Genomic DNA, 22,958 nt, shown 5'->3' with positions numbered 1-22,958 from the left:
TATACTATACGCAAATAGGATCTGTGCTTCCATTATTTATTATTAGTTAAGTTCTGGCCAGTATTCTTTGTTTGCTTCTATTAAATCATCTAAGATTGCTTTTGCAACTTTTGCAGATGGAACAGTTTTTGATAGAGTTAGTGCTTGCCATAGTTTTAGGTAAGAACCTTCAATCCAAGCTTCTACTACTAGTTTTTCTACTGATACTTGTTGTTCCATAAGTCCTTTTTGGAATTGTGGGATGTAGTCTTGGTTGATTTTTTCAAATCCATCTTTACCAACTAGGCATGGGATTTCTACCATTGCTGTTGGGTCAAAGTTTGGTACTGCGCCATCATTTGGTACTATTAGCAAGAATCTTTCTTTTGTGTTTTCTGCTAGGGCACGCGCAAGGTCTACTATATATGTTGCGTGAGCATCTAGTTCTATTTCAACATCTTTTGCTGTTCCTGCATCGATTATTGATTGGCACATTGAAAATACATCTTTTTCACGGTGTTCACGTACTTCGTCAACTCTTGTGTGATTTGGATCTGTGTGTTCTAGTACGAAGTCTGGGTAGAAGTAATATTTTAAGTATGTGTTTGGAATTGTTTCTGGGTCAAGGGCGTAGACATCTTTTGCCTTGGTGAATGTCTCCATCCAAGATTCTTCTATGTGTTGACCACTTCCTATACCATCAGCAAATCCAGTCTTACTTACGTGCTCTTTGATTTGTGGCATTAGGTCATTTCCATCTTTGTCTTTAATAGATGTAAACCATCCAAAGTGATTTAGTCCATAATATGAGAAGTCAAGTTCTTGCCATTCTTTTAGTCCGACCATATCTGCCATCTTATACATTAGGTCGATTGGCATATCGCAAATGTTAATTACTTTTGATTCTGGTTTTAGTCTTCTTGTTGCTTCTGCTACTATAGCTGCTGGGTTTGAATAATTTAGCATCCATGCATCTGGTGAGTATTCTTCCATATAGTCAATGATTTCTAGTACTCCACCAATTGAACGCATACCATAAGCTATTCCACCTGGTCCACATGTTTCTTGGCCAAATACACCGTGCTTTAGTGGAATTTTCTCATCCTTATCACGCATGTCGTATTTACCAACTCTAAGTTGAGCTAAGACAAAGTCTACATCTGTAAATCCTTCTTTAGGATCTGTTGTATATTGGAAATTAATTTCTGGGTGTCTTTCTTTTAGAATAATTTCCATAGCTCCACCAATTTTTGCTTGGCGATCTTCGTCATTGTCATATAACTTGATTGATCTGATTGGGAATTTGTCCAAGTTATCAAGTAACATCCCTACGATTCCTGGTGTAAATGTTGATCCACCACCTGCAATTACGATTGAATATTTGTTTGCCATAATTTTCTCCTTTTCTTTTTGCCTACTTATTCGTTTTCTTCCAAAATTTCTCCAAATGCATCTGCAACATATTGGATATCCATTCCTACAATTACATGGACAGAATTACCGTTTTTTGCGGTACCATAAGTTCCGATTCCCTTAAAATAGTCATCACTTTCTACTTTGCTAGGATCAACAACATTGACTCTAAGTCTTGTTACACAATTTGTGAAGTCCTTGATATTGTCTGGACCACCGAGGCCAATTAGAATTTCATCGGCCATAGTTTCAAATTTATCTCCAGTAGATTTTTTATCTGCTTTCGCACCATCTTTACTTGTATTATTTCTTTCTCTGTATTCTTTCTTAGAGTAAAGTTTTGCACTATCCTTATCAGAAGTTCTTCCAGGTGTCTTAAAGTCAAACTTTTCTATAAGGAAAGTAAAGACAAAATACCAAACTACTATAGCAACTAGGCCTATAACTAGCATCAACAAGTAAGTTTTCCAATGGTTAGCCGCAAGTGGTATCCAGTTTAAGGACGCCATTTCTATAACTCCTCCAGAGTAGATGCCGACAACTCCAAATATGTTCATTACCATAGATAGTATAGCTGCAAGTACTGCATGGACCACAAACAATTGTGGAGCTATAAATAAGAAGGTAAATTCTATTGGCTCTGTGACACCACTAAGGACTGCAGTTAAGGCTACTGGTATCATAAGACCTGCTATCTTCTTTTTATTCTCTGGAAGGGCAGTCTTATAAAAGGCAAAAGCTACACCTACACAACCAAAGATTTTTGACCAGCCTGTAGCTGTAAGTTGTGCATAAGGAGCAATCTCCTTAAGAGAACCAGTTGCCGCTGCAATCTCTGGTAGCTTTTGTGCCCAATAAGCATAGATACCACCCGGTACAACCAAGCTATCATAAAACATTGGAGCATATAACAAGTGATGAAGACCAAATGGAATTAGAAGTCTTTCTAAAAGTACAAATATACCAACTCCCAACGTTCCAGAATTTAATATCACATCTCTAAAAACATTCATTCCTGATTGAATCTTAGGCCAAATTAAAACCGCAAGAAAGGCAACAGGAATCATCAATATAAATCCAACCCCAAGTACAAAGGCTGATCCTTTGAATACTCCTAGAGCTTCAGGAAGTCTCTTATCAAAGTACCTATTATGTATCCATATAGCTATACCTGAAATAGCTAAGGCTCCCATCATACCCATATCTAAGGTTTTTATGTTTGCTATCATTGCAAGCCCGCTAGCTCCGCCTACTTCTTGGCTAAAATCTACACCAAAAGTGCCTCCCCAGTGTTTTAGTATTGTAGATACATAGTTTAAGAAAACTAAGTATATTACAAAAGCTTCCATGCTTTGATATGTACCCTCTTTACTGGACAAACCAGTAAGGAGGGTATTTTTATGAAATATAGTTATGAATTCAAAAAAGAATGCGTACAATTGTATAGAGAAGGTAAATGGCCTGATACACCTGAAGGAGCTAAAGAAAAAAACTTTCATGATTCAATTAGAACATGGTTTAAGTTAGAAGAACTTCATGGACCAGAAATTTTAAAACACGGAAATAATATTAATTGGACTGCTGATGAGAAATTAGAAATGATATCTAAAGTGTTAGCTGGAAATTCCATAAAATCTATAGCAATCGAAAATGGAATCAATGATGGACAACTTTATTCATGGGTTAACAAGTATAAAAATTATGGATATAATGGTCTTGTGAATAAAAAGAAAGGCCGTAAATCTAAAAATACAAGTATGAAAAATAATAATAACCATAAAGCAAAAGAACTTAATGAATCTGAAAGAGAAGAACTAATAAAACTTAGAGCAGAAAATGAATATATAAAAGCAGAAAACGAAATAATAAAAAAAGAGATCGCCTTGAGAGAAGAACGTTACGCTGCGCAACTCAAGGCGAAAAAGCAGCGATTGTCAAAGAACTCAAAGAAGAAGGATACAGACTAAAATATCTTTTAAAAGCTATTGATATGCCAAGATCAACATACTATTTTGAAATAAACAAAGTTGATAATATAAAGATTAAGAATAGTCATATTGCAGATAAAATAACTCAAATATTTAACTTACACAAAGGAAGATATGGAGTAAGAAGAGTATATATGGATCTGATAAATCAAGGTTATGTCATAAATCATAAAAGAGTTCAAAGAATAATGCATGAGCTAAAACTATTTGGAAAAAGATCTAAGGAAAAATATCACTCATATAAGGGGAAGGTAGGTAAAGTAGCTGATAATATAATAAATAGAGATTTCAAGGCAGATAGACCTCTACAAAAATGGACTACTGATGTGTCAGAATTTAAATTCTCTTGGGGTAAGTGCTACATATCTCCAATACTTGATATGTATACCAATGAGATTATTTCTTACGACCTATCCTTAAGTCCCAACTTAAATCAGATATCAAATATGTTAGAAAAAGCATTTAATAAATTTCCAAAACTAGATAACTTAATTCTACATTCAGATCAAGGTTGGCAATACCAACATGAATATTATGTAAATGAGCTTAAAAGACATGGTATAAGACAATCCATGTCAAGAAAAGGGAATTGCTATGATAACTCCATAATGGAAACATTCTTTGGAAGGCTAAAAAATGAAGTTTATTATGGATATGAAAAGAGCTATAGCTCTTTTGAAGAATTTTCAAAAGTAATAGAGGAATATATTTACTATTACAACAACGAAAGGATTCAATCAAAAACAAAATGGATGCCGCCTACAAAATATAGGTTAGCATCCACTAATAATTAATTAAATATTGTGTCCAGTTTTATGGGTACACATCACTTGCACGAGCATTTTGTTTTTTTGCTAGTCCTATAGGCAGTGCTATTGCAAATAGTAATGGAAGTTGATTAAATACAACCCAGGCACCTGATAGAATCATATCCCAGATACCAAACCATAAGCTTCCTTCTGAAGCTATAGGCCCCATGATTACTTCTGTTGTAAACAAGGTACCAAAGCCAATTAGTAAAGCTGACACTGCAAAAAGCATAACAGGTGTGAACATCGCTCCACCAAACTTCTGGATTTTCTCCATCATATGTTTTTTCCTCCTTTGAAAACGAATTTTATTTACTTATATAATATTATCAGCTCGTACTATTGTCAACAAACGTTGGTATTTAGGTATTTATGTTCATCCAATCGAAAATATTTTGTTTTTGTGAATTTTCACATCAAAAGTATTTTCCTAAATAATTTAAATATTTTTATATATTTGGGTATAAGTATCAATGGAAACTTTTAGATTAAAGGAGAAGATTAAAAATGGATATAACATTTGCAGGAAACAAAGTAAATTTAATTGGAAATGAAATCAAAGTTGGAGATACAGCTCCAGAATTTAAGGCAACAAAAAACGACCTTTCTGAATGGTCTAGTGAAGATTACAAGGGAAAAGTTATTGTATATTCAGTTGCTCCATCTCTTGATACTAGCGTTTGCGCTTTACAAGCAAAAAGATTTAACAAAGAAGCAGCAGCTTTAGATGGTGTAAATGTAGTTACAATTACTGAAGACTTACCATTTGCTCAAGCTAGATTTTGCACTAACGAAGATATAGAAAATACAATTATGATTTCTGATTACCAAAATCGTGAATTTGGCGAAAAGTACGGATTCCTTATGGATGAAAACAAATTGCTAGCTCGTGGCGTTGTAGTTGTTGATAAAGACGGAAAAGTAGCTTACGTAGAATACGTACCAGAAGTTACAGATGAAGTTGATTTTGACAAAGCTTTAGAAGAAGTTAAAAAACTAATCTAGTAAATAATAATAGAGCTTAGGTGTTAAACCTTAAGCTCTTTTTTTATGAAACGCAACAAAAAAGTAATTCCATAACCTAATCTATATTTGATTTAATTTCCCATCCTTCATCTCATACTGGTAATCAGCCTTTTTTGAAAGGTGTTTATCATGGCTTACAATTATAACGATTTTCCCGTCTTTTTTAGCAAGCCTATCAAATATAGCATAGATTTCTTCGGAATTTTTATCGTCTAGATTTCCAGTTGGCTCGTCTGCCACTATTATCTTTGAATTTGCCGCAAGAGCCCTAGCTATGGCGACTCTTTGCTTCTCCCCTCCGGATAATTTTTCGGGTAATTTATCAAAATGAATATTATCTATTGCTACTGATTTTAATAGGTCTTTGGCTTTATCTCTCGCTTCGTTTTTGTCTATTTTATCAAGCAACATTGGATACATCACATTTTCTAAAACTGTTCTTGTAGGAAATAGCATATAGGACTGGCTAATTGTTGATACTATATTTCTCCTATAGTCCCTCAAATCTTCGACTTCTTTTCCATTATAGTAAATTTTGCCAGCCTTTGGTTTGCTAAAGCCAGATATTACATATAAAAGTGTAGATTTTCCAGCCCCAGATTCTCCTACAATAGATGACACAGTCCCCTCTAGAAAACTTGCTGATACATCTCTTAAAATAATTTTGTCAGATTTATTATATACATATCCAACATTTGATATCTCCAATTTATTCATTTAATCCTCCGTTTTCTGATATAGGATAAAAATATCTTTGTAAATTATTAAAAATAAGCCAGCAATTAATACTACAAGATTTATCAATAGATTTATAGCAAGATCATTAAGGGAAATATACGATATTTTATTTACAATAGCAAAGCTTAATCCATTTATAAGAAGTACTACCAATCCCAGACTTAAAAAGTATGAAGCAAATACTTTTACATCACTTTCTCCAAAAATCTTTCTAATTAGTATAGAGACATTCTCCTCTTTCACCTTTAGAAACAATATCAAAGAGGAAAAAATCGCTAGCGCTATTTTTATGATGAAAAGAAACTTCTCCTCTTCTTTTATTTTCTCTCCTAGGGGTTTTATCACATTATAAAAATCTTTAGCATTTGTTGGAGCAATATACTTAGTTCCTAAAATATTATCGATTTTTTCCTTAATTCTTTCATAATCATTATTATATTTAGGATTGATTTTAAAGTTAAAGCCTAAATAAGATCCATAAGCCTCTTTATAAAAGCTATTTCCCATGAGATTATCATCAAACATAGTTTTATTATTTACAATTACAGAATCTAATGCTATCACCGACTCATTGAGATTTACAAAATCCTTGACCAGTAAATCCATATATAAGTCTTCTTTGCTATCTGTATCTATCTTTAGTGTAAATTTTTCAGCTTTTTTAAGACCGTATTTATTCGCAAGATCTTTGGATACTAGGGCTTCACCTTTTTTTAGCTTTGTATCTCCGTCATAGGATACGAAGTTTCTTTCAATTAGCTTACCAACATTATTTGATGCAAATACATCTACTCGACCGTCTTCATCAGTATCGGTAATCTTAGCGATTTTATCTATATCCATGAAGCCTTTGGCAAAAGCTCTGGTATAGATTTCTTGTATTTCCTCTTGCAAAAACATAGGATAAAGATCATAATAGTCTAGCCTTACTTCTCCACTTACACTTGTAGCTTCCTTGACTTGACCCTTGATTTCAGTGTTTTCATAAATATACTTATACTCTTTTTTATCTGATTTAATATTATTATTAATCTCAGCCATGGCGTAAAATCCAAGTAATATTAATATTGTATAAAGAATAAGATAAATAGGTTTTCTTAAAAATGTTTTAATCATGATTATTGCATCAACTCCACTATGTCTTTTTTCTCTAACTTTTTAATTCTCTTTTGGTTAATAATTAGAGCAAGGGCTAGGAATATAAGCCCTGTAAGAAGTAAAATTAAATAGTCAATCTTGTTAAAGATAAGAATCATATCTTTATTAGATACAAGCTTATCAGCAAATCCAAAGATAGATCCAAGGGCTATTACCAAACCTATGCAAAGCGCTAACATTAAAGTTACTTTTAAACTTTGATTTATATGGTTTTTATCTCCTGCAAAAATTCTTCTTAGAACATATTCGTTTTTATTTAATGTAGTATTTACAAATACTAGAATAAATATCCCTACTATGCCAATCGCAAATCCATAAATAAGATTCTTTACCATGGATTTTTTTATAAGATCAAAGGATGACTCTACCTTAGACCAATTGTTGTCAGCTGACACTACTTTGTAGCCAGCATTTTCGATTTCTGGTAGGAGTTCTTCTTCAAAACTAGCTATATTGTCCACCCCAATTTTTAAAGACAAGTTATGAGGTGTGACAAAACTTGTGTTTAGTTCTTCCTTAAATTTCGGAATAAATATATCATTTAAGGAAAAAAGCATAGGACTATTTTCAATATTTAAGTCTGAAAAATCATATATACCTACTACTTCGAAAACTCTAGCTTCGTCAAAATCGTACTTGCCCTCATCAAGCATAGATGGAAATGCTGATACATAACCATTATAGCTCTTATATATATCAGTCGATAATTCTATATCTATCTTATCTCCCAGTTTAAAATTGTGTTTTTTTGCCAAATCGCTAGAGATCAAACAAAGGTCTTTACCAAAATCATCTTCAGAAATCCGCCTACCCTCAAGTAAAAACATATTTTCATTAGCTACAGGCAAGACCATATTCATATCAGAAACAAGTCTAAGAGTATAAAGGTCATCTTGATTTTTGATTTCATTCTTCAAAAGAGAAATAAAGTCTTTTTCCAAATCTTCTTCGTCTTCTAAAACACCCTTTGTGTATAAATATGTAAGCTCCTTTAATTTGCCTTGTTCCATCATCAAATTTTCGCTAATTCTGCTAACCAATAGGTTCTGACGCATATATCCAAGACTCGTTGGCTCGCAAACACCTATAAATACGTAAGACTTGTCGTTACTAAGCTTAATACGTGCATCTTTGCTCTTATTTATAGATAAGTTAACGCTTTCCCCTTCTCTAAGCCAACTATCTTTAGCTACAATTATCTTTTCTATTGTAACAATAGCATTTATCCCTTCAGTTGCACCAAAATCTTGCCTGTCTGTTACTTCTTCAATCTTTCCTTTAAAGACCGCTATACTATTTGATGATGGACTACCAAAGGCGATATTTGAATTATTGACACCAGGAATTCTAGCAGCCATGGTATCTCTAATGTCCACCTTATCAACAAGGCTAGACTTATTAATGTCATCAATTAAATCCTTATCAATCTCTGTATACTCTACAGGCTTCCCATCTCCACTAGGTTTTGCAATAGCTATCGTCGAAATTTGAGCATAATTATCTTTCATCCTATCCAAATTATTCCTAGATGTAAGGAAATTAAAGACCATAAGTAAAAAGGAAAATAAAATTATAGTAGAAATCACTAGCATTATAACAAATTTCCAAGGCTTCCTAAAAATTAATTTCAATTCATCTTTAAACTTCATATCTCCTATCCTTTTGTCTTATTATTGTTATAGCTATTCTTTCTATAGTATAAAAATCATAGTAATCTTCCAATTTTATTTTTAGTGAAAAATAATTGCAAAATATTAAATACAATTCAAATATATCATTACCAGACAATCCTATTCTAGAACCAGTTAGTGGTAATTTAATATCATATATTGTTAAGACTTTACCATATTTACTAATAAAATCAATGTATTACTTTATATATGGCTTTATTAAGTAATCTATTAGACCAAATAATTAGGAATACCTTAGTTCAATATCAACAAATCTCTATTTGATTTAAAAATAAATACAAATATTTTCACTTAAATGGCAAGATTTTTTAAACTATATATCCCACCATTCTTTCTCACCTTTTGCAATATTTTTGATGTAATCAACTACACCATTATCTTTGATCATATCTCTATCTATGAAGAATACTCCTGCAGCTGCTGCAATCATCTTAATCTGACTTGTATCATCGTGAGAGTTTGTTGCAATTAGTACAGGCTTGGCGTCCATACCAAACTGTTTGGCGTGGTTATTGATTTCGTATAAGTCTTCATTTTTAATATGTCTTTCAATGGTCGAAATGATTATAGTTGTAAAACCCTTTGTACAAACTATATCCAAGAAGTTTTCTATAGGTAGACTGTCCTCCCTATAGTCATCATAAGCTTTCCATCTCAGGTTTACTCTTAATTTTATCTCGTCAAAGTAATCTGCATATTTTATAAGCTCAAAGTAGGTAAATACCCTGAGGATATTGCCTTTATTGTTATAATTCCTAAAGAATTCCCTGAAAACTATATCTCCAAATTCGTAGGAAAATACAACAGACTTTTCTTTGGCCTTAACATATGCTTGATCATTTATTTTGTTAAATATTCTAACGTTACTTAACTCATTTGTTGAATCATACTCATTCATTATTTCATTGCTTATATTAGCAAACTCTTCTGGGTTTTCCACCTGGTATTCGTATTCAAAAGCTAGTTTATCAGATACTACAAAATAGGAGTATTTGTAGTTTTTCTTAGCTATTTCTGTTTTTACCAGATGAAAGCTTAGATTGTATTCACAAATATTTCTTGATATAAATTCTCCCAAGACAATAGACATCTGATCATTATATGAATCAATTTTTATCTTGCCAGGATTGGTTGGGAATTCATAGTTATAAATTATCTCTTCTTTGACTAATTCATCCAAAAGATGTTTTAGAGAAAGGTATTTGGAAGCGTCGTTTCTTCTAAATGTAAAATCCCCAACTTCTATCAAGGAATGTTTTTCTTCTTTTTCGAATTGATCTAAGTATAATATATAATCATTTTCACTAGATTTTATTGCCCTAGCAAATTGATCCCAATCATTGGAATCTAGTTTCAGATATGTTTTCCAAATCACATAGTAGTGGTTAATCAATCTAGTTATATTAGTTAGGCTTATATTATCATAGACTTGAGCATTATTTAGGAAGAAAGTTTCTTCAACAGTAAGAGAAGATCTGCCATTGTAAAAGTCCAGAGCCTTATAGCTTCCATTCCATTTGTTTGATCCTATATATTCTACAAATGGAAGACCTGCAAATTCGGATCTTTTACCGTCTAAATGGCTATTTAAGGTCAAATCAACTAATGAATGTTCCTTATTGTAAAGTTGCATTTTTTCATAAGGAATCACTTCGATTTTCATAGATTTTTGCAATCTCTTATTTCTCAAAAAGTTTTCTATCCTATTGATCTTGTTGCTATCAACATCTTCATCTGATAAAAATATGAGTTTTTCAGGATCAAATTTGATTGCTGCAATGATATTAGCCCAAAGATTTTCATCATCATCTAAAAATGGCTTAAAGATAGTCTTTATATTGTTTGTAGAAATAAATGGTATAGAATCTACTATCATGTAATCTATTGTCCTTGTATCAAATGTTTGATTTCTCGTAATCAGTAAGTTTAAGTCATCTTTAATATAATAGTAATCATTTGTAAGTATACTCAAATCCGGCTTGGCTTTTTGGAGTATTTCTTCTATTTCATAGGTTAAACGATTTAACGTATTGTTTGAATAATACTCGTTTTCCATTATGCTGTAGGACAATTTTACAAGTTTTACCCACAAGGGTCTTAGCTCTTTTAGATATTTGTTATCGTTCCAGAAAGTATTATTCAATATATTTAATATCCTTGATTTGATTTGCTTTTCCTTGTAGATTGTTTTTTCTTGTATCAAATTGTTGATATGAACGGAAATCTCATCTAATTCGTCGTTTTCTCCCTTTTTGACCCTATCTATATGGGTATTGACGATAAGTGGATGGAATTTGTTTTGGAAGTCTATATAGTATTTCTGGTCAAAATAGGCATAAGAATTTAGCTCAGCTTCACTTGGAAGTTTAAATCCTTGGGCTATCATAAATCTATTCCAAGAGTGGTGTTCATATTCAGCTAATATATCCCTAATATTTAATTCATCTTCATCTTGACAGGCCTTGACTACCTGCTCATAAAATAAAAATTCTCTATCATCTATACCTGCCATATAAATCAGGTATTCAATGTATAGGGCAACCCTGATGGATGATTTTAAATTGTAAAAATCATCCTTTGAGAAGCTTTCCCATATGCTGTTATAGTCAATCCTCTCACCAAAACTCTTCATGGAAAGTAGTCTATGTATACTGAAAGCCTTGTCCAAAATCTCATCATGGTGATTTTTGTTACTGAAGGTCAAAGTTGATGCCAGGTCTAGATTATAAAAATCTATATTCTTTCCATGCCTTATATCCACTTCGTGGTTATTTCTAGAATAGTTTAGGATAACTCTTTTTTGACTGTCATCTTTAAATTCATTGTATAAGGCATCAGCTAGATTGTAATAATCGTAACCAGTCTTATCCAGGATCAGTATGTAAGATTGGTCTATTTTTTCTTTTGATGATAGGAAATTTATATATGCATATGGTTGGTCAGTTATTTTTTCATTAATATTTCTCATACTTAATTTGCTATTGAGAGATATTTCTGTTGTTTTTGCCAAAAGGGGGTTTTCCCTTATCATATCATCATAGCATTTCTTTGGATTCTTATCATAAAATGATATGTTCAAATCCACCCCTTTTATATTTGCAATTGAAAATATAAAAGAGAAGAAAACTCTAGAAATCTCGTTATTTCCAACAATGGCCACATCCATGGATTTTTTGCCGTCTTTGTCAACTATATAATTATAAAGTCTCTTATGGTCTAGGAAATATGCAGTAGAAATTATATTGGCAAAGTCCTCGTTGTTTCTAAATCTAAGATTGCTTTCTATATCGTCAAGACTATTTTTAAAATCATAGGCACTAATATATCTATGTACTGTAAGTGAGTCTTGCAGTAATTTTATTATGCCTTCTGTCGCTTTTGATGTAAGCAGGATCTTGTTCGATTTATTGCTTAAGGCATCTTCCAGATTTCTCCTCAGATAATCCATATCTTCATTTTCAAGCTCAGTAGGATATCTGCCCATTAGTAGAAGGAAGAAGGTTACTCCAAGCATATAAACATCTATTTCTTCAGTTATGAAGAAATCTTTTCTATTAGCTATATCTGTTATAAACCTAAGTTCTGGAGGAATGAAAGCTCTCTCATTTGGCATAAAAAATTCATTTATATATTCTAGCTCGTTAAGGTCAACAGCCGCATCAAAGTCAAAAAGTTTCACCTTGCCATTGTTATAGTCGTAGAGAATATTGGCTGGTTTCAAATCCATGTATATGATGTCTTTGTTGTGGAGGTGAACTAAAATATCAGCAGTCTGCTTTAATATATCTACTATCCTAATCAAATCTAGATTGTAGTACTTATCAACACTTGTGGCTGTATCAACTTCATATAGGGAGTAAAGATATGAGTTATCAATCTCTACCCTATAAGGTCTTACAATCCTACTTTCTAAGTAAGGATCCATATCAAGAATCCTTATATGCTTACTGTAAGCGTCAATAAAGCTATTTCGATCTTTTTTTATCCTATCTTCGCTTTCAAAATCTAAAGGATCAAAATATAGTTCCAATCTATTGAGCGGATTTCTTTCGGCAGTAATTTTCTCCTCGTCATAATTTGGATAAAACTCTTTCATTATCATCTTCTTTTTTGGTGGGTATGTATCGTCTACCTCTACCTCATATACTAAAGATGATCCTCCTTGGCCGATGAGTTTTTTTACCTCAACCTCATATTTGACCTCACCCATCATAGATATAATATTAAATTTTTCGCCAACAAGTGAAGTTCTCTTGTTAGTTTCTTCTCTTGTATTTTGATTAATATCAGTTTCTTGTGAAATCAAAGTGTCCATTTAAAATTCCTCTCATATTTTGGTTTGAAAAGATTTTTCAGTGTAATTCGCTTACAAATTATGTAATAATATAAACATAAATAATAGATAGAATTAATATTATAACTATTATACAACATTTAGAACGTTTAGGATAGCTAAGTCTTTCCTGCGATAAATTATTACTTGGAAAATGTACATTGATTTTTAGTGAATTATTGCATTCCAATAGTATAATAAATAGAATATAATACACACTAGGGAGGAAAATATGAAACTTGGAGTCCATGATTTGATGCTCAAATCTCGTGGTATGACCAATCAAGAATTTTTTGATGATACAAGAAAGTTAGTGCACACTTTAGATGAAATGGGATATGATAGATATTGGTTTGCAGAACACCACGGCTATGAAAGTTTACTAGCTGTAGCTCCTGAAATTTTAGCAAGCTATTTTCTAGCAGAAACTAAAAATATCCATGTAGGAGCTGGCGGTTGTATGATAATGCATTACTCTCCACTAAAGGTAGCAGAAGTTTTTAAAACTATGGCTGAACTTGCTCCAGGCAGAGTAGATATTGGAATCGGTAGAGCACCTGGAACAGGTGTATCAGAAGCTCGTGCATTAAACCACAAATTTGAAGACAAATCTCCAGAATTATTTGACGAGATTGAAATTATTTTGGATTACCTAGTTGACAAAAAACCAACTGACCCTATTTATAGACACGTTAAAGCTATACCAAACAAAAATGAGAAAAAAGTTAATCCTACCATGCTAGGTTCCACGGGCAAAGCAGTTGCAAAAGCAGCAGAATTGGGACTACCATATTCTCACGCAAAATTCTTCTTATTTGAAACTCCTGCTGAAGTTTTCGACACTTACAGATCAAGTTTCAAGGCTTCTAAATTCGCTGACAAACCATATACATCAATGTCTTACAAGATGTTAATCAGCGATGATAAAGACGAGCTTGAGTATTTAGGAAAATCTTTTGAATACTTCCACATCCAACAAACTAAGGGTGATTGGAGCGGAATCCTAGATCCAGAGGAACTAAAAGACTATCGATTTAGCTTAAACGAACAAGCAGTACTCAAAAAAGCCTATGAACAAAGATTCCTACTTAAGGGCAGCAAGCAAGAAATCGCTGATATCCTAGAAGATGAAATCGAAACATTCTACCTAGATGAAATTCTTTGCTTCACCCCTATTTTTGGAATTGAAAATAGAATTAATACTTACAAACTATTAAAAGAAATTTTTGACTAAAAATATAATAATACAAATCATATATCAACTCCATTTTGGGGTTGATATTTTTATGCCAATATTTCCTAGCAACGAGTATAATAATGTTAGCAATGATTTAAACTTTAAGGAGGTTATTATGAAACTTGGAGTCCATGATTTATTAATAAGAGAAGCAGGAAAAACTAACCAAGATGTCTTTAATGATACCAAAAAAATGGTAGTCGAATTAGACAAGCTTGGCTATGATAGATATTGGTTTGCAGAGCATCACGGTTTTGAAAACCTACTTTCAGTTGCACCAGAAATACTTGCAACATATTTTTTATCAAATACTGAAAATATTGTAATAGGCACTGGTGGAACAATGATTATGCATTATTCTCCATTAAAGGTTGCAGAAACTTTTAAAACCATGGCAGAACTTGCTCCTGGCAGGGTTGACCTAGGTATAGGCCGTGCACCAGGTGCTGCAGGCCATGAAATCCGTGCCCTTAACCAAAATTTCCCTAGCAAATCTCAAAACCTATATGAAGAGATTAAAATAATCCTTGACTATTTGGAAGATAAGGAGCCTAATAACCCCATATATACCAAGGCTAAGGCTATGCCTAGCAACAATGAAAAGCTAGTTAGCCCTTGGATGCTAGGATCTACTGGTCAGGCTATGGGCATGGCAGCCCAATGGGGACTTAAGTATTCCCACGCTAAGTTTTTCTCAGTAGAAACACCTAGCCATTTATTTACTGACTACAAAAATAATTTCATACCATCAAGCTTTGCTGATAAGCCATATGTTTCTATGTCCTATAAGATGCTGATAGCTGATGATAAAGAAAGCCTAGAATATCTATCTAAGGCCTTTGACTACTCTCATATCCAGCAGATAAGAGGTCAGTCTTCTAGTTTAGTAAATCCTGAAGAAGTTAAAGATTATGAATTTAGCCTAAATGAAGAGGCGATCCTTAAAAAATACTATGATGCTAATTTCATCATCAAGGGAACTAAGGAAGAAGTAGAAAAAATCTTAGATAGGGAAATTAGCCAATATTCAATAGATGAAATCCTAGCCTTTACCCCAATCTATGGCCTAGAAAATAGGTACAATACATACAAGTCATTAAAAGAAATATTTGCCTAAAAAAAGCTCAAATCTTAGAAAGATTTGAGCTTTATTTTATTCTACTGTTACTGACTTAGCAAGGTTTCTAGGTTTATCTACATTTAGGCCCAAAGACCTAGCTACTTGGTAAGCTAGGATTTGTTGGGGAACGGCTGCAAATATGCCCTGGTAGCTTGGATTAGTTTTTGGTATTTCTATGACATAGTCAAAGTTTTCTCTAAGACTATCATCTACATCTGTTGCTATAGCAATTGTATAGGCTCCTCTGGCCTTTACTTCCTTGACATTTGCTAAGGATTTTTCCCTAAGTTCAGGCTGGGTTAGTATAGATATGACAGGTACCCCATCTTCTATTAGGGCAATAGAACCATGCTTTAGCTCACCACTTGGTAAGGCTAAAGCGTTTATATAGCTAATCTCCTTAAGCTTTAAGGCTCCTTCCTTGGCATATAAAAAGTCTAAGCCCCTACCTAGGTAAAATACATCTTTATGATCTTTTATCTTTTTAGCTAATTCTTCCATATCTTGGCAGTCTTTGAGTAGGCCAGTAATTTTTTCTGGATAAGACTTAAATTCTTTTATTGTTTTTTCTACAAGGTCCCTATCGATATTTCCTAGCTTATAGGCAAAGTCTAAAGCTAAGATATAAAGGGCCATAACTTGGGCTGTGTAAGCCTTGGTTGAAGCTACAGATATTTCTGGACCAGCATCACAATAAAGAACCTTATCTGCCTCTCTATCTAGGCTAGATCCTAAGGTATTGGTTATAGCTAGGACCTTTGCTCCTCTTTTTTTAGCCTCCCTTAAAACAGATAGGCTATCTGCAGTTTCTCCTGACTGAGATATGGTTATTAGCAGGCTATCTTCAGTAAGAAAGTCCATATCATAGCGAAACTCTGATGCTATTTCTGCTCTTACAGGTTTTCCTAGGGCTTTTTCTAAATTTTTTCTACTAGCTTCGCCTGCATGAAAGGCAGTTCCACATGCTGTTATAAAGATTCTATCAAAGGCTTCGAGCTCATCTTTGCTAAAGGAAGAGTCAGATATATTTACAAAGTCATCCTCAATTTTTCTAGCAAGGGAATCTTTTATAACCCTATCTTGTTCATTGATTTCCTTAATCATAAAGTGCTCATATAATCCCTTGCTAGCAGCATCTATAGATATATCTATATGTTTTACTTCCCTATTTATGACTTGACCTTGGTTTTCTATTGTGTATTTGCCATTATTTATAGTAACTATATCTTCATTTTCTAAATATACTATATCTTTTGTGTAGGCTAGGATAGCTGTAATATCAGAGCTTGCAAAAATTCCATGATCGCTTAAGCCAAGTATTAGGGGGCTTTCCCTTCTTACTAGGACCAAGGTATCTGGATCACGTTCAGATACTATAGCTAGACTAAAAGCTCCTTTAAGCTTTGCTATAGTATTTTTAACAGAACTTGTTAAATCATCTTTATAATTTTTATCCAAAAGATTTACTATAACCTCTGTATCGGTTTCTGAATAAAAGCTATAACCATCACCTATTAACTCTTTTTTTAGGTCTTGGTAGTTTTCAATTATTCCATTGTGGACTAGGGCTAGGTCCTTTTTATTGTTAGTGTGGGGGTGGGCATTGACTTTGCTTGGCTTACCATGGGTTGCCCACCTAGTATGGCCTATACCAATATTTCCATCACTCTTAGAGCTATTAGCCTCTTTGCTAAGAATATCTATATTGCCACTTTCCTTTATAATTTCTAATTTGTCATTATAAATAAGGCCAAGGCCTGCTGAATCATAACCCCTATATTCTAATCTTTTAAGGGATTGAAGTAACATATCTTTACAATTTTTTTCGCCATTATAGGCAACTATTCCGCACATAAGTCCTCCTTTAAAGAGGGTTACTATAGTGCTTTTGTTACCCTATTGCTAGGGGTTTTTGTGCACTATTAAGGCTGTAATACCTGTGAAGCATCCGCCGAATCTTTCGATAACTCCACTCCTCGTCAACCATAAGGTCCTGGCGCTTTTGTATATTTTTCCCTCTATTTATTAATTTATGCTTTTTTATTATAGCACAAATTAATTAGGTAAGTATTAATTAGGTAAGTAAATTTGTAAGTAGCTAATCTTTCTTTAATAACTTATATAGGTATATGATAAAATAAAAATAAAAAGGAAAAATTATGAAATATTTTGACTTAAATGGAAGTAAAGTTTCTGGGTTGGGTTTTGGCTGTATGAGATTTAAGACCCTTGATGGTGACAATGGCAAGATAGATAAGGCTATTTCTTCAAAAGCTATGCTTGAAGCTATAGATAAGGGGCTTACATACATAGATACCGCCTACCCTTATCATGATGGTATGAGTGAAAAATTTGTAGGAGAGTTTTTAGAAGAAAATAGACTCCGTGATAAGATTAAGCTTACAACTAAGCTTCCTTGCTGGCTAGTAAAAGAAAAAGATGACTTTTATAGACTGTTTAAAGAACAACTTGCAAACCTTGGGACTGATTACCTGGACTTTTACCTCTTGCATTCCCTAGATATAAATAGATTTAAGCAAATGGTTGAGCTTGGAGTGTTTGAATTTTTAGATGAACTAAAAGAAAAGGGCTTGGTTAAATATGTAGGATTTTCTTTTCACGATGACTACCCTGCTTTTGAAGAGATCATTAAGTCCTATGATTGGGACTTTTGCCAAATCCAGCTAAATTATCTGGATATCAACTATCAGGCTGGGATGAAGGGATATGAACTTGCCAAAGACTTGGGCATACCAGTAGTAATCATGGAGCCAATCAAGGGAGGCCGCCTAGCAAATCCTCCAGCAGAAATAATGGACCTACTAGAAAACTTTACAGACCTAAGCCCTGCTCAAGAAGCCCTAAAATTCCCACTAAGTCTAGATAATGTTATGACAGTCCTAAGCGGAATGAATGATATAAATCAAGTCAGAGAAAATATAGATATGGCATCTATGGTAGACTATAATTCCCTTAGCCAAGAAGATATTGACTTTTATGAAAGGGCAAGAGCAATCTATAAATCAAAAGAGCAAATTGGCTGCACAGCATGTGAATATTGCTTGCCTTGTACAGTAGATATCAATATTCCAAAAGTTTTTAGCCTGTGGAACAATGCCTATTTATATGATGAAAGTAAAAAAAGTAAAAGTCAATATGAAAATTACTTAAAAGATGGAGTAAGCCCAGTAGAATGTATAGAATGTGGCAAGTGCGAGGGGATTTGTCCTCAAAACCTTGAGATCATCGAAGGTTTGAAACAAGCTCATGAGTTTTTAATTTAAATAAAATTTAAAATATTATAAAAACAACACCCTACAAGAAATGTACTGACCCCCAAAAGTTGGACTTAAAAACTAACTTAAGGAGGTCAGTTTTTTAATGACAAAATACAGCACAGAATTTAAGATGAAATTAGTAAAAGAATATCTTGAAGGAAAAATAGGATACAGAGAATTAGCAAAAAAATACAATATCCCAGACAAGCATACTATTAGAACGTGGGTTAATGCTTACCAATCCCAAGGTTATGATGGACTAAAAGTATCAAGAAAGAATAATAGTTACACTTTAGAATTTAAACTAAATGTAGTAAACTTGTATTTAACAGGAGAAATGTCCTATCAAAGCCTATCAAACAATCTTAAAATCAATAATCCATCAATAATCNCAAACAATTGAAGATTTTATAAAATATTACAACGAAGAAAGAATAAAAGAAAAATTAGGATATTTAAGTCCGGTGGAATATAGAGAAAAGAATGTAGCATAAAAAACTTCCACCCCTAGGGGTGGAAAGTAATAAGCTAATACCAGAACTAGTAAACTACAAGTTCTGGTATTAGGTCCAACTTTATGGGGTCACCTTAAATATTATTATTTTGGGGTCATAAATTTTTACCTATTTTTGATATTCTTCTTCTGCTTCTCTTTCTTCCAATTCTTTTAGGTTAAGAGCAATCAGTGCATCTTCTGCTTCTTTTGTTTCATAGTCGATTTCAACCTCGTTGTAGCGTTTCATACCAGTTCCTGCTGGTATTAGTTTACCTATGATGATATTTTCTTTTAGACCCATTAGGTCGTCAACTTTTCCTTTGATTGATGCATCTGTAAGAACTCTTGTTGTTTCTTGGAAGGATGCTGCTGATAACCATGAATCTGTAGCTAGAGATGCTTTTGTTATACCAAGAAGTTCTTGGGTATATTCTGCTGGTTTCTTGCCTTCTTCTATCATTTGATCGTTGATCCTATCAACTTCTCTGCGTTCTTGTAGAGATCCTGGTAGGAATTCTGTATCACCTGATTCGTCAATTTTTACTTTCTTAAGCATTTGACGGGCAATTACTTCTATGTGTCTGTCGTCGATTTCTACACCTTGGATTCGGTATACTTTTTGTACTTCTTTGGTGATGTAGTTTTGTACACCAATCTTGCCTAGTACATTTAGCACATCGTGTGGATCTAAGGAACCTTCTGTTAGTTGGTCACCTTTTTCTACTACATCGCCATCGTGAACAAGTATTCTTGATCCGAATGGGATATTGTATTTTTGTGCATATCCATCTTCAGATAGGATTTCAACGTCAGTTTTCTTTTCGTTTTGGATAAGTGTTACTGTACCACTGTTTTCTGCAATATAAGCAAGTCCCTTTGGTTTTCTAGCTTCAAATAACTCTTCTACCCTTGGAAGACCAGATGTGATTCCAACACCTGCTATACCACCTGAGTGGAAGGTACGCATGGTTAGCTGGGTACCTGGTTCACCTATTGATTGGGCAGCAATGATTCCAACTGCTTCCCCAATATTTACTGGCTTGCCGGTTGCAAGGTTTCTACCATAGCATTTTGCACAAACACCGTGTTCTGACTTACATTCTAGAACTGAGCGTAGTTTTACTTTTTTAACACCAGCTGCTACTATTCTATCTGCTGTATCTTCATCGATTAGTTGGTCTTTGTAGGCTAGGATTTCTCCATTTTCATCTTTGATATCTTCAAAGGATGTACGACCAACTATACGAGTGTATAGATTTTCTACTAGTTCATTGCCATCTTTGAATTCGTAGGCCTCTACATAGCCATTGGTATGACAGTCATCTTCTGTTACTATAACATCTTGAGATATGTCTACCATACGACGGGTTAGGTAACCAGAGTCTGCTGTACGTAGGGCGGTATCTGTAAGGCCCTTACGTGAACCGTGTGAAGATATAAAGTATTCTTGTACAGAAAGACCTTCACGGAAGTTTGCCTTTACTGGGATTTCTATTGTTTTACCATCGGCCTGACTCATAAGACCACGCATACCACCTAGCTGTCTGATTTGGTTGGTAGAACCACGGGCACCAGAGTCTGCAAAGATCTTGATGTTGTTGTCATCTCTTAGGTCTGTTAGTAGAGCGTCTGTTACTTTATCAGTTGTCACTCTCCAAATATCGATAACTTTTTCGTATCTTTCATCATCAGTGATAAGACCACGTCTATAAAGTTTTTCGTATCTATCAACTTCTGCATCAGCTTCTGCTATTATATCCCATTTTTCTTTTGGAATATTAACGTCAGCCATGGATACTGTAAGTCCTGATAGGGTTGAATATTTATATCCTGTTTGCTTGATATAGTCTAGTACTTCAGCTGTCTTGATATTGCCGTGTTTTCTAAAGCATCTATCAACTATGTCTTTTAGAACTCCAGAGTCTGCTACTTGGTTTATTTCAAGTGAATATGGGTCTTCCTTACGATTTATATATCCCAAATCTTGAGGAATTCCTTCATTGTAGATGAATCTACCTACAGAAGATTCTACAATTTTGCCTGGATCTCCGGCATCTTTTTTGATTCTAACACCAATTTTACTTTGGTATTCTACAGCTCCTGAAAGAAGGGCTTTTTTCATCTCATTGGTTGATTCGAATACCATACCCTCACCCTTGGCACCTTCTTTGATAGTTGTAAGATAATATGCACCAAGAACCATATCTTGAGATGGAGTTGTAATTGGCTTACCATCTTTTAGACCTAAGATGTTGTTTGTTGACATCATTAGTAGTCTTGCTTCAATTTGTGCTTCGTTTGATAGTGGCAAGTGTATAGCCATTTGGTCCCCGTCAAAGTCGGCGTTAAATGCGTTACAAGCTAGTGGATGTAATTTGATTGCCTTACCTTCTACTAGAACTGGTTCAAATGCTTGTATACCAAGTCTGTGTAGTGTAGGGGCACGGTTTAGTAAAACTGGGTGGTCTTTGATTACTTCTTCAAGTACTTCGTATACTCTAGGATCTTTCTTTTCTACCATTTTTTTGGCAGCTTTAAGATTGTGAGCCATGCCACGATCTACTACCTTATTCATAATAAATGGCTTAAATAGCTCTAGAGCCATTTCTTGAGGTAGACCACATTGATTAAACTTAAGGTCTGGGCCTACTACGATTACTGAACGACCAGAATAGTCTACACGTTTACCAAGTAAGTTTTGACGGAAACGTCCAGATTTACCCTTAAGTAGGTCTGATAAAGACTTCATATTTCTGTTTGATGCACCTGTTACAGCACGGCCACGACGACCATTGTCAATTAGGGCATCGACAGCTTCTTGGAGCATTCTCTTTTCGTTACGAACGATAATTTCTGGTGCTCCTATATCAAGAAGTCTTTTTAGTCTGTTATTTCTGTTGATTACACGTCTATATAGATCGTTTAAGTCACTTGTTGCAAATCTACCACCTTCAAGTTGTACCATTGGTCTAAGTTCTGGTGGCATAACTGGAAGTACATCTAGAATCATCCATTCTGGACGATTTCCACTTGTCATAAAGGCATCTACAACTTCTAGACGTCTAGAAATTCTAACTTTCTTTTGGCCTGTGGCATCTTCCAATTCCTTCATTAGGTTTTCATATTCTTTTTCTAGGTCAATGTTTGCTAGAAGTTCTCTGACAGCTTCAGCTCCCATTGCAGCCCTAAATTCTGTATCATCAGAGAATTTTTCTAAGGTATCTTGGTATTCACTTTCTGTGATATCTTGTTTTACCATTAGGTCTGTGGAACCAGGATTGATTACTACATATGATGCAAAATATAGGATTTTTTCTAGTATTCTTGGGCTCATATCCAAGAGTAGACCCATCTTTGATGGGATACCTTTGAAGTACCATATATGAGAAACTGGAGCGGCAAGTTCTATGTGGCCCATTCTTTCACGACGAACTTTTGCCTTGGTTACTTCAACCCCACATTTTTCACAAACCACTCCCTTGTAGCGGATTCTCTTGTATTTTCCACAAGAACATTCATAATCTTTTGTTGGTCCAAAGATTTTTTCACAAAATAGACCATCTTTTTCTGGCTTAAGGGTTCTATAATTGATTGTCTCTGGTTTTTTAACTTCACCATGAGACCAGGATCTGATTTTTTCAGGGGATGCGATTTTCATCCTCATCCCATCAAAAGTTTGTATTTCGCTCATA

At 33.9% G+C, this 22,958-nt stretch carries 17 protein-coding genes; 8 read left to right on the top strand and 9 right to left on the bottom strand.

Annotation, left to right across the window (positions count from 1 at the left end):
• Window positions 1-42: 42 nt before the first annotated feature.
• A complete protein-coding gene (locus BQ7474_RS02170; RefSeq protein WP_073997414.1) occupies window positions 43-1,371 on the bottom strand; it encodes a 6-phospho-alpha-glucosidase in 1,329 nt (442 codons plus the stop codon).
• 26 nt (window positions 1,372-1,397) lie between these two features.
• Window positions 1,398-2,741, bottom strand: coding sequence for a PTS transporter subunit EIIC (locus BQ7474_RS02165; RefSeq protein WP_073997413.1), 1,344 nt, complete (start codon window positions 2,739-2,741; stop codon window positions 1,398-1,400).
• A 51-nt stretch (window positions 2,742-2,792) separates the two neighbouring features.
• Here BQ7474_RS02165 and BQ7474_RS02160 point away from each other — a divergent pair, with 51 nt between their 5' ends.
• Window positions 2,793-3,359: a helix-turn-helix domain-containing protein gene (locus BQ7474_RS02160; protein WP_073997051.1), complete on the top strand. Its 567-nt coding sequence runs from the start codon at window positions 2,793-2,795 to the stop codon at window positions 3,357-3,359.
• Complete coding sequence (locus BQ7474_RS02155) at window positions 3,323-4,174, top strand: IS3 family transposase (protein WP_073997485.1); 852 nt, start codon at window positions 3,323-3,325, stop codon at window positions 4,172-4,174. The genes BQ7474_RS02160 and BQ7474_RS02155 overlap by 37 nt, the downstream gene beginning before the upstream one ends.
• Before the next feature lie 19 nt (window positions 4,175-4,193).
• Here the strand turns inward: BQ7474_RS02155 and BQ7474_RS02150 are convergent, their stop codons facing one another.
• On the bottom strand, window positions 4,194-4,469 hold the full coding sequence (locus BQ7474_RS02150) for a PTS transporter subunit EIIC (RefSeq protein WP_073997412.1): 276 nt from the start codon (window positions 4,467-4,469) through the stop codon (window positions 4,194-4,196).
• Between the two features lie 227 nt (window positions 4,470-4,696).
• Here BQ7474_RS02150 and tpx point away from each other — a divergent pair, with 227 nt between their 5' ends.
• Window positions 4,697-5,194, top strand: a complete 498-nt coding sequence (gene tpx / locus BQ7474_RS02145; RefSeq protein WP_073997411.1) for a thiol peroxidase — start codon at window positions 4,697-4,699, stop codon at window positions 5,192-5,194.
• Window positions 5,195-5,275: 81 nt separating this feature from the next.
• Here tpx and BQ7474_RS02140 read toward each other — a convergent pair whose 3' ends face one another.
• From BQ7474_RS02140 to BQ7474_RS02125, 4 genes are all read right to left on the bottom strand, one after another.
• Window positions 5,276-5,932, bottom strand: a complete 657-nt coding sequence (locus BQ7474_RS02140; RefSeq protein WP_073997410.1) for an ABC transporter ATP-binding protein — start codon at window positions 5,930-5,932, stop codon at window positions 5,276-5,278.
• The gene (locus BQ7474_RS02135; protein ID WP_073997409.1) at window positions 5,933-7,069 is read right to left on the bottom strand and encodes an ABC transporter permease family protein; all 1,137 of its coding nucleotides are present in this window, start codon (window positions 7,067-7,069) and stop codon (window positions 5,933-5,935) included.
• A gap of 2 nt (window positions 7,070-7,071) precedes the next feature.
• Window positions 7,072-8,760, bottom strand: coding sequence for an ABC transporter permease family protein (locus tag BQ7474_RS02130; protein WP_073997408.1), 1,689 nt, complete (start codon window positions 8,758-8,760; stop codon window positions 7,072-7,074).
• Window positions 8,761-9,115: 355 nt separating this feature from the next.
• Window positions 9,116-13,117 carry a protein kinase domain-containing protein gene (locus BQ7474_RS02125; protein WP_073997407.1) on the bottom strand — a complete coding sequence of 1,334 codons (4,002 nt, stop codon included), beginning with the start codon at window positions 13,115-13,117 and terminating at the stop codon, window positions 9,116-9,118.
• A gap of 250 nt (window positions 13,118-13,367) precedes the next feature.
• Here BQ7474_RS02125 and BQ7474_RS02120 point away from each other — a divergent pair, with 250 nt between their 5' ends.
• Window positions 13,368-14,369 carry an MsnO8 family LLM class oxidoreductase gene (locus BQ7474_RS02120; RefSeq protein WP_073997406.1) on the top strand — a complete coding sequence of 334 codons (1,002 nt, stop codon included), beginning with the start codon at window positions 13,368-13,370 and terminating at the stop codon, window positions 14,367-14,369.
• Between the two features lie 118 nt (window positions 14,370-14,487).
• Entirely contained in the window at window positions 14,488-15,489 is a 1,002-nt protein-coding gene (locus BQ7474_RS02115) for an MsnO8 family LLM class oxidoreductase (RefSeq protein WP_073997405.1), read from the top strand.
• A gap of 36 nt (window positions 15,490-15,525) precedes the next feature.
• Here the strand turns inward: BQ7474_RS02115 and glmS are convergent, their stop codons facing one another.
• On the bottom strand, window positions 15,526-17,346 hold the full coding sequence (gene glmS, locus BQ7474_RS02110) for a glutamine--fructose-6-phosphate transaminase (isomerizing) (RefSeq protein ID WP_073997404.1): 1,821 nt from the start codon (window positions 17,344-17,346) through the stop codon (window positions 15,526-15,528).
• A 305-nt stretch (window positions 17,347-17,651) separates the two neighbouring features.
• Here glmS and BQ7474_RS02105 point away from each other — a divergent pair, with 305 nt between their 5' ends.
• The 3 genes from BQ7474_RS02105 (at window position 17,652) to BQ7474_RS02095 (ending at window position 19,264) form a co-directional block, all read left to right on the top strand.
• The gene (locus BQ7474_RS02105; RefSeq protein ID WP_073997403.1) at window positions 17,652-18,776 is read left to right on the top strand and encodes an aldo/keto reductase; all 1,125 of its coding nucleotides are present in this window, start codon (window positions 17,652-17,654) and stop codon (window positions 18,774-18,776) included.
• A 97-nt stretch (window positions 18,777-18,873) separates the two neighbouring features.
• Complete coding sequence (locus tag BQ7474_RS02100; protein ID WP_073997402.1) at window positions 18,874-19,173, top strand: helix-turn-helix domain-containing protein; 300 nt, start codon at window positions 18,874-18,876, stop codon at window positions 19,171-19,173.
• On the top strand, window positions 19,169-19,264 hold the full coding sequence (locus tag BQ7474_RS02095; RefSeq protein WP_082187936.1) for an IS3 family transposase: 96 nt from the start codon (window positions 19,169-19,171) through the stop codon (window positions 19,262-19,264). Before BQ7474_RS02100 ends, BQ7474_RS02095 begins: the two co-directional genes overlap by 5 nt.
• Before the next feature lie 129 nt (window positions 19,265-19,393).
• On the opposite strand, the gene rpoC is transcribed toward BQ7474_RS02095, so the two are convergent.
• Entirely contained in the window at window positions 19,394-22,957 is a 3,564-nt protein-coding gene (gene rpoC, locus BQ7474_RS02090) for a DNA-directed RNA polymerase subunit beta' (RefSeq protein ID WP_073997401.1), read from the bottom strand.
• Between the last annotated feature and the right edge of the window lies 1 nt (window position 22,958).

The organism is Anaerococcus urinomassiliensis, assembly GCF_900128425.1.
Lineage (GTDB): Bacteria > Bacillota > Clostridia > Tissierellales > Peptoniphilaceae > Anaerococcus > Anaerococcus urinomassiliensis.
Note: the sequence above shows the minus strand (reverse complement) of the source record. Positions and strands in the feature narration are given on the sequence as shown.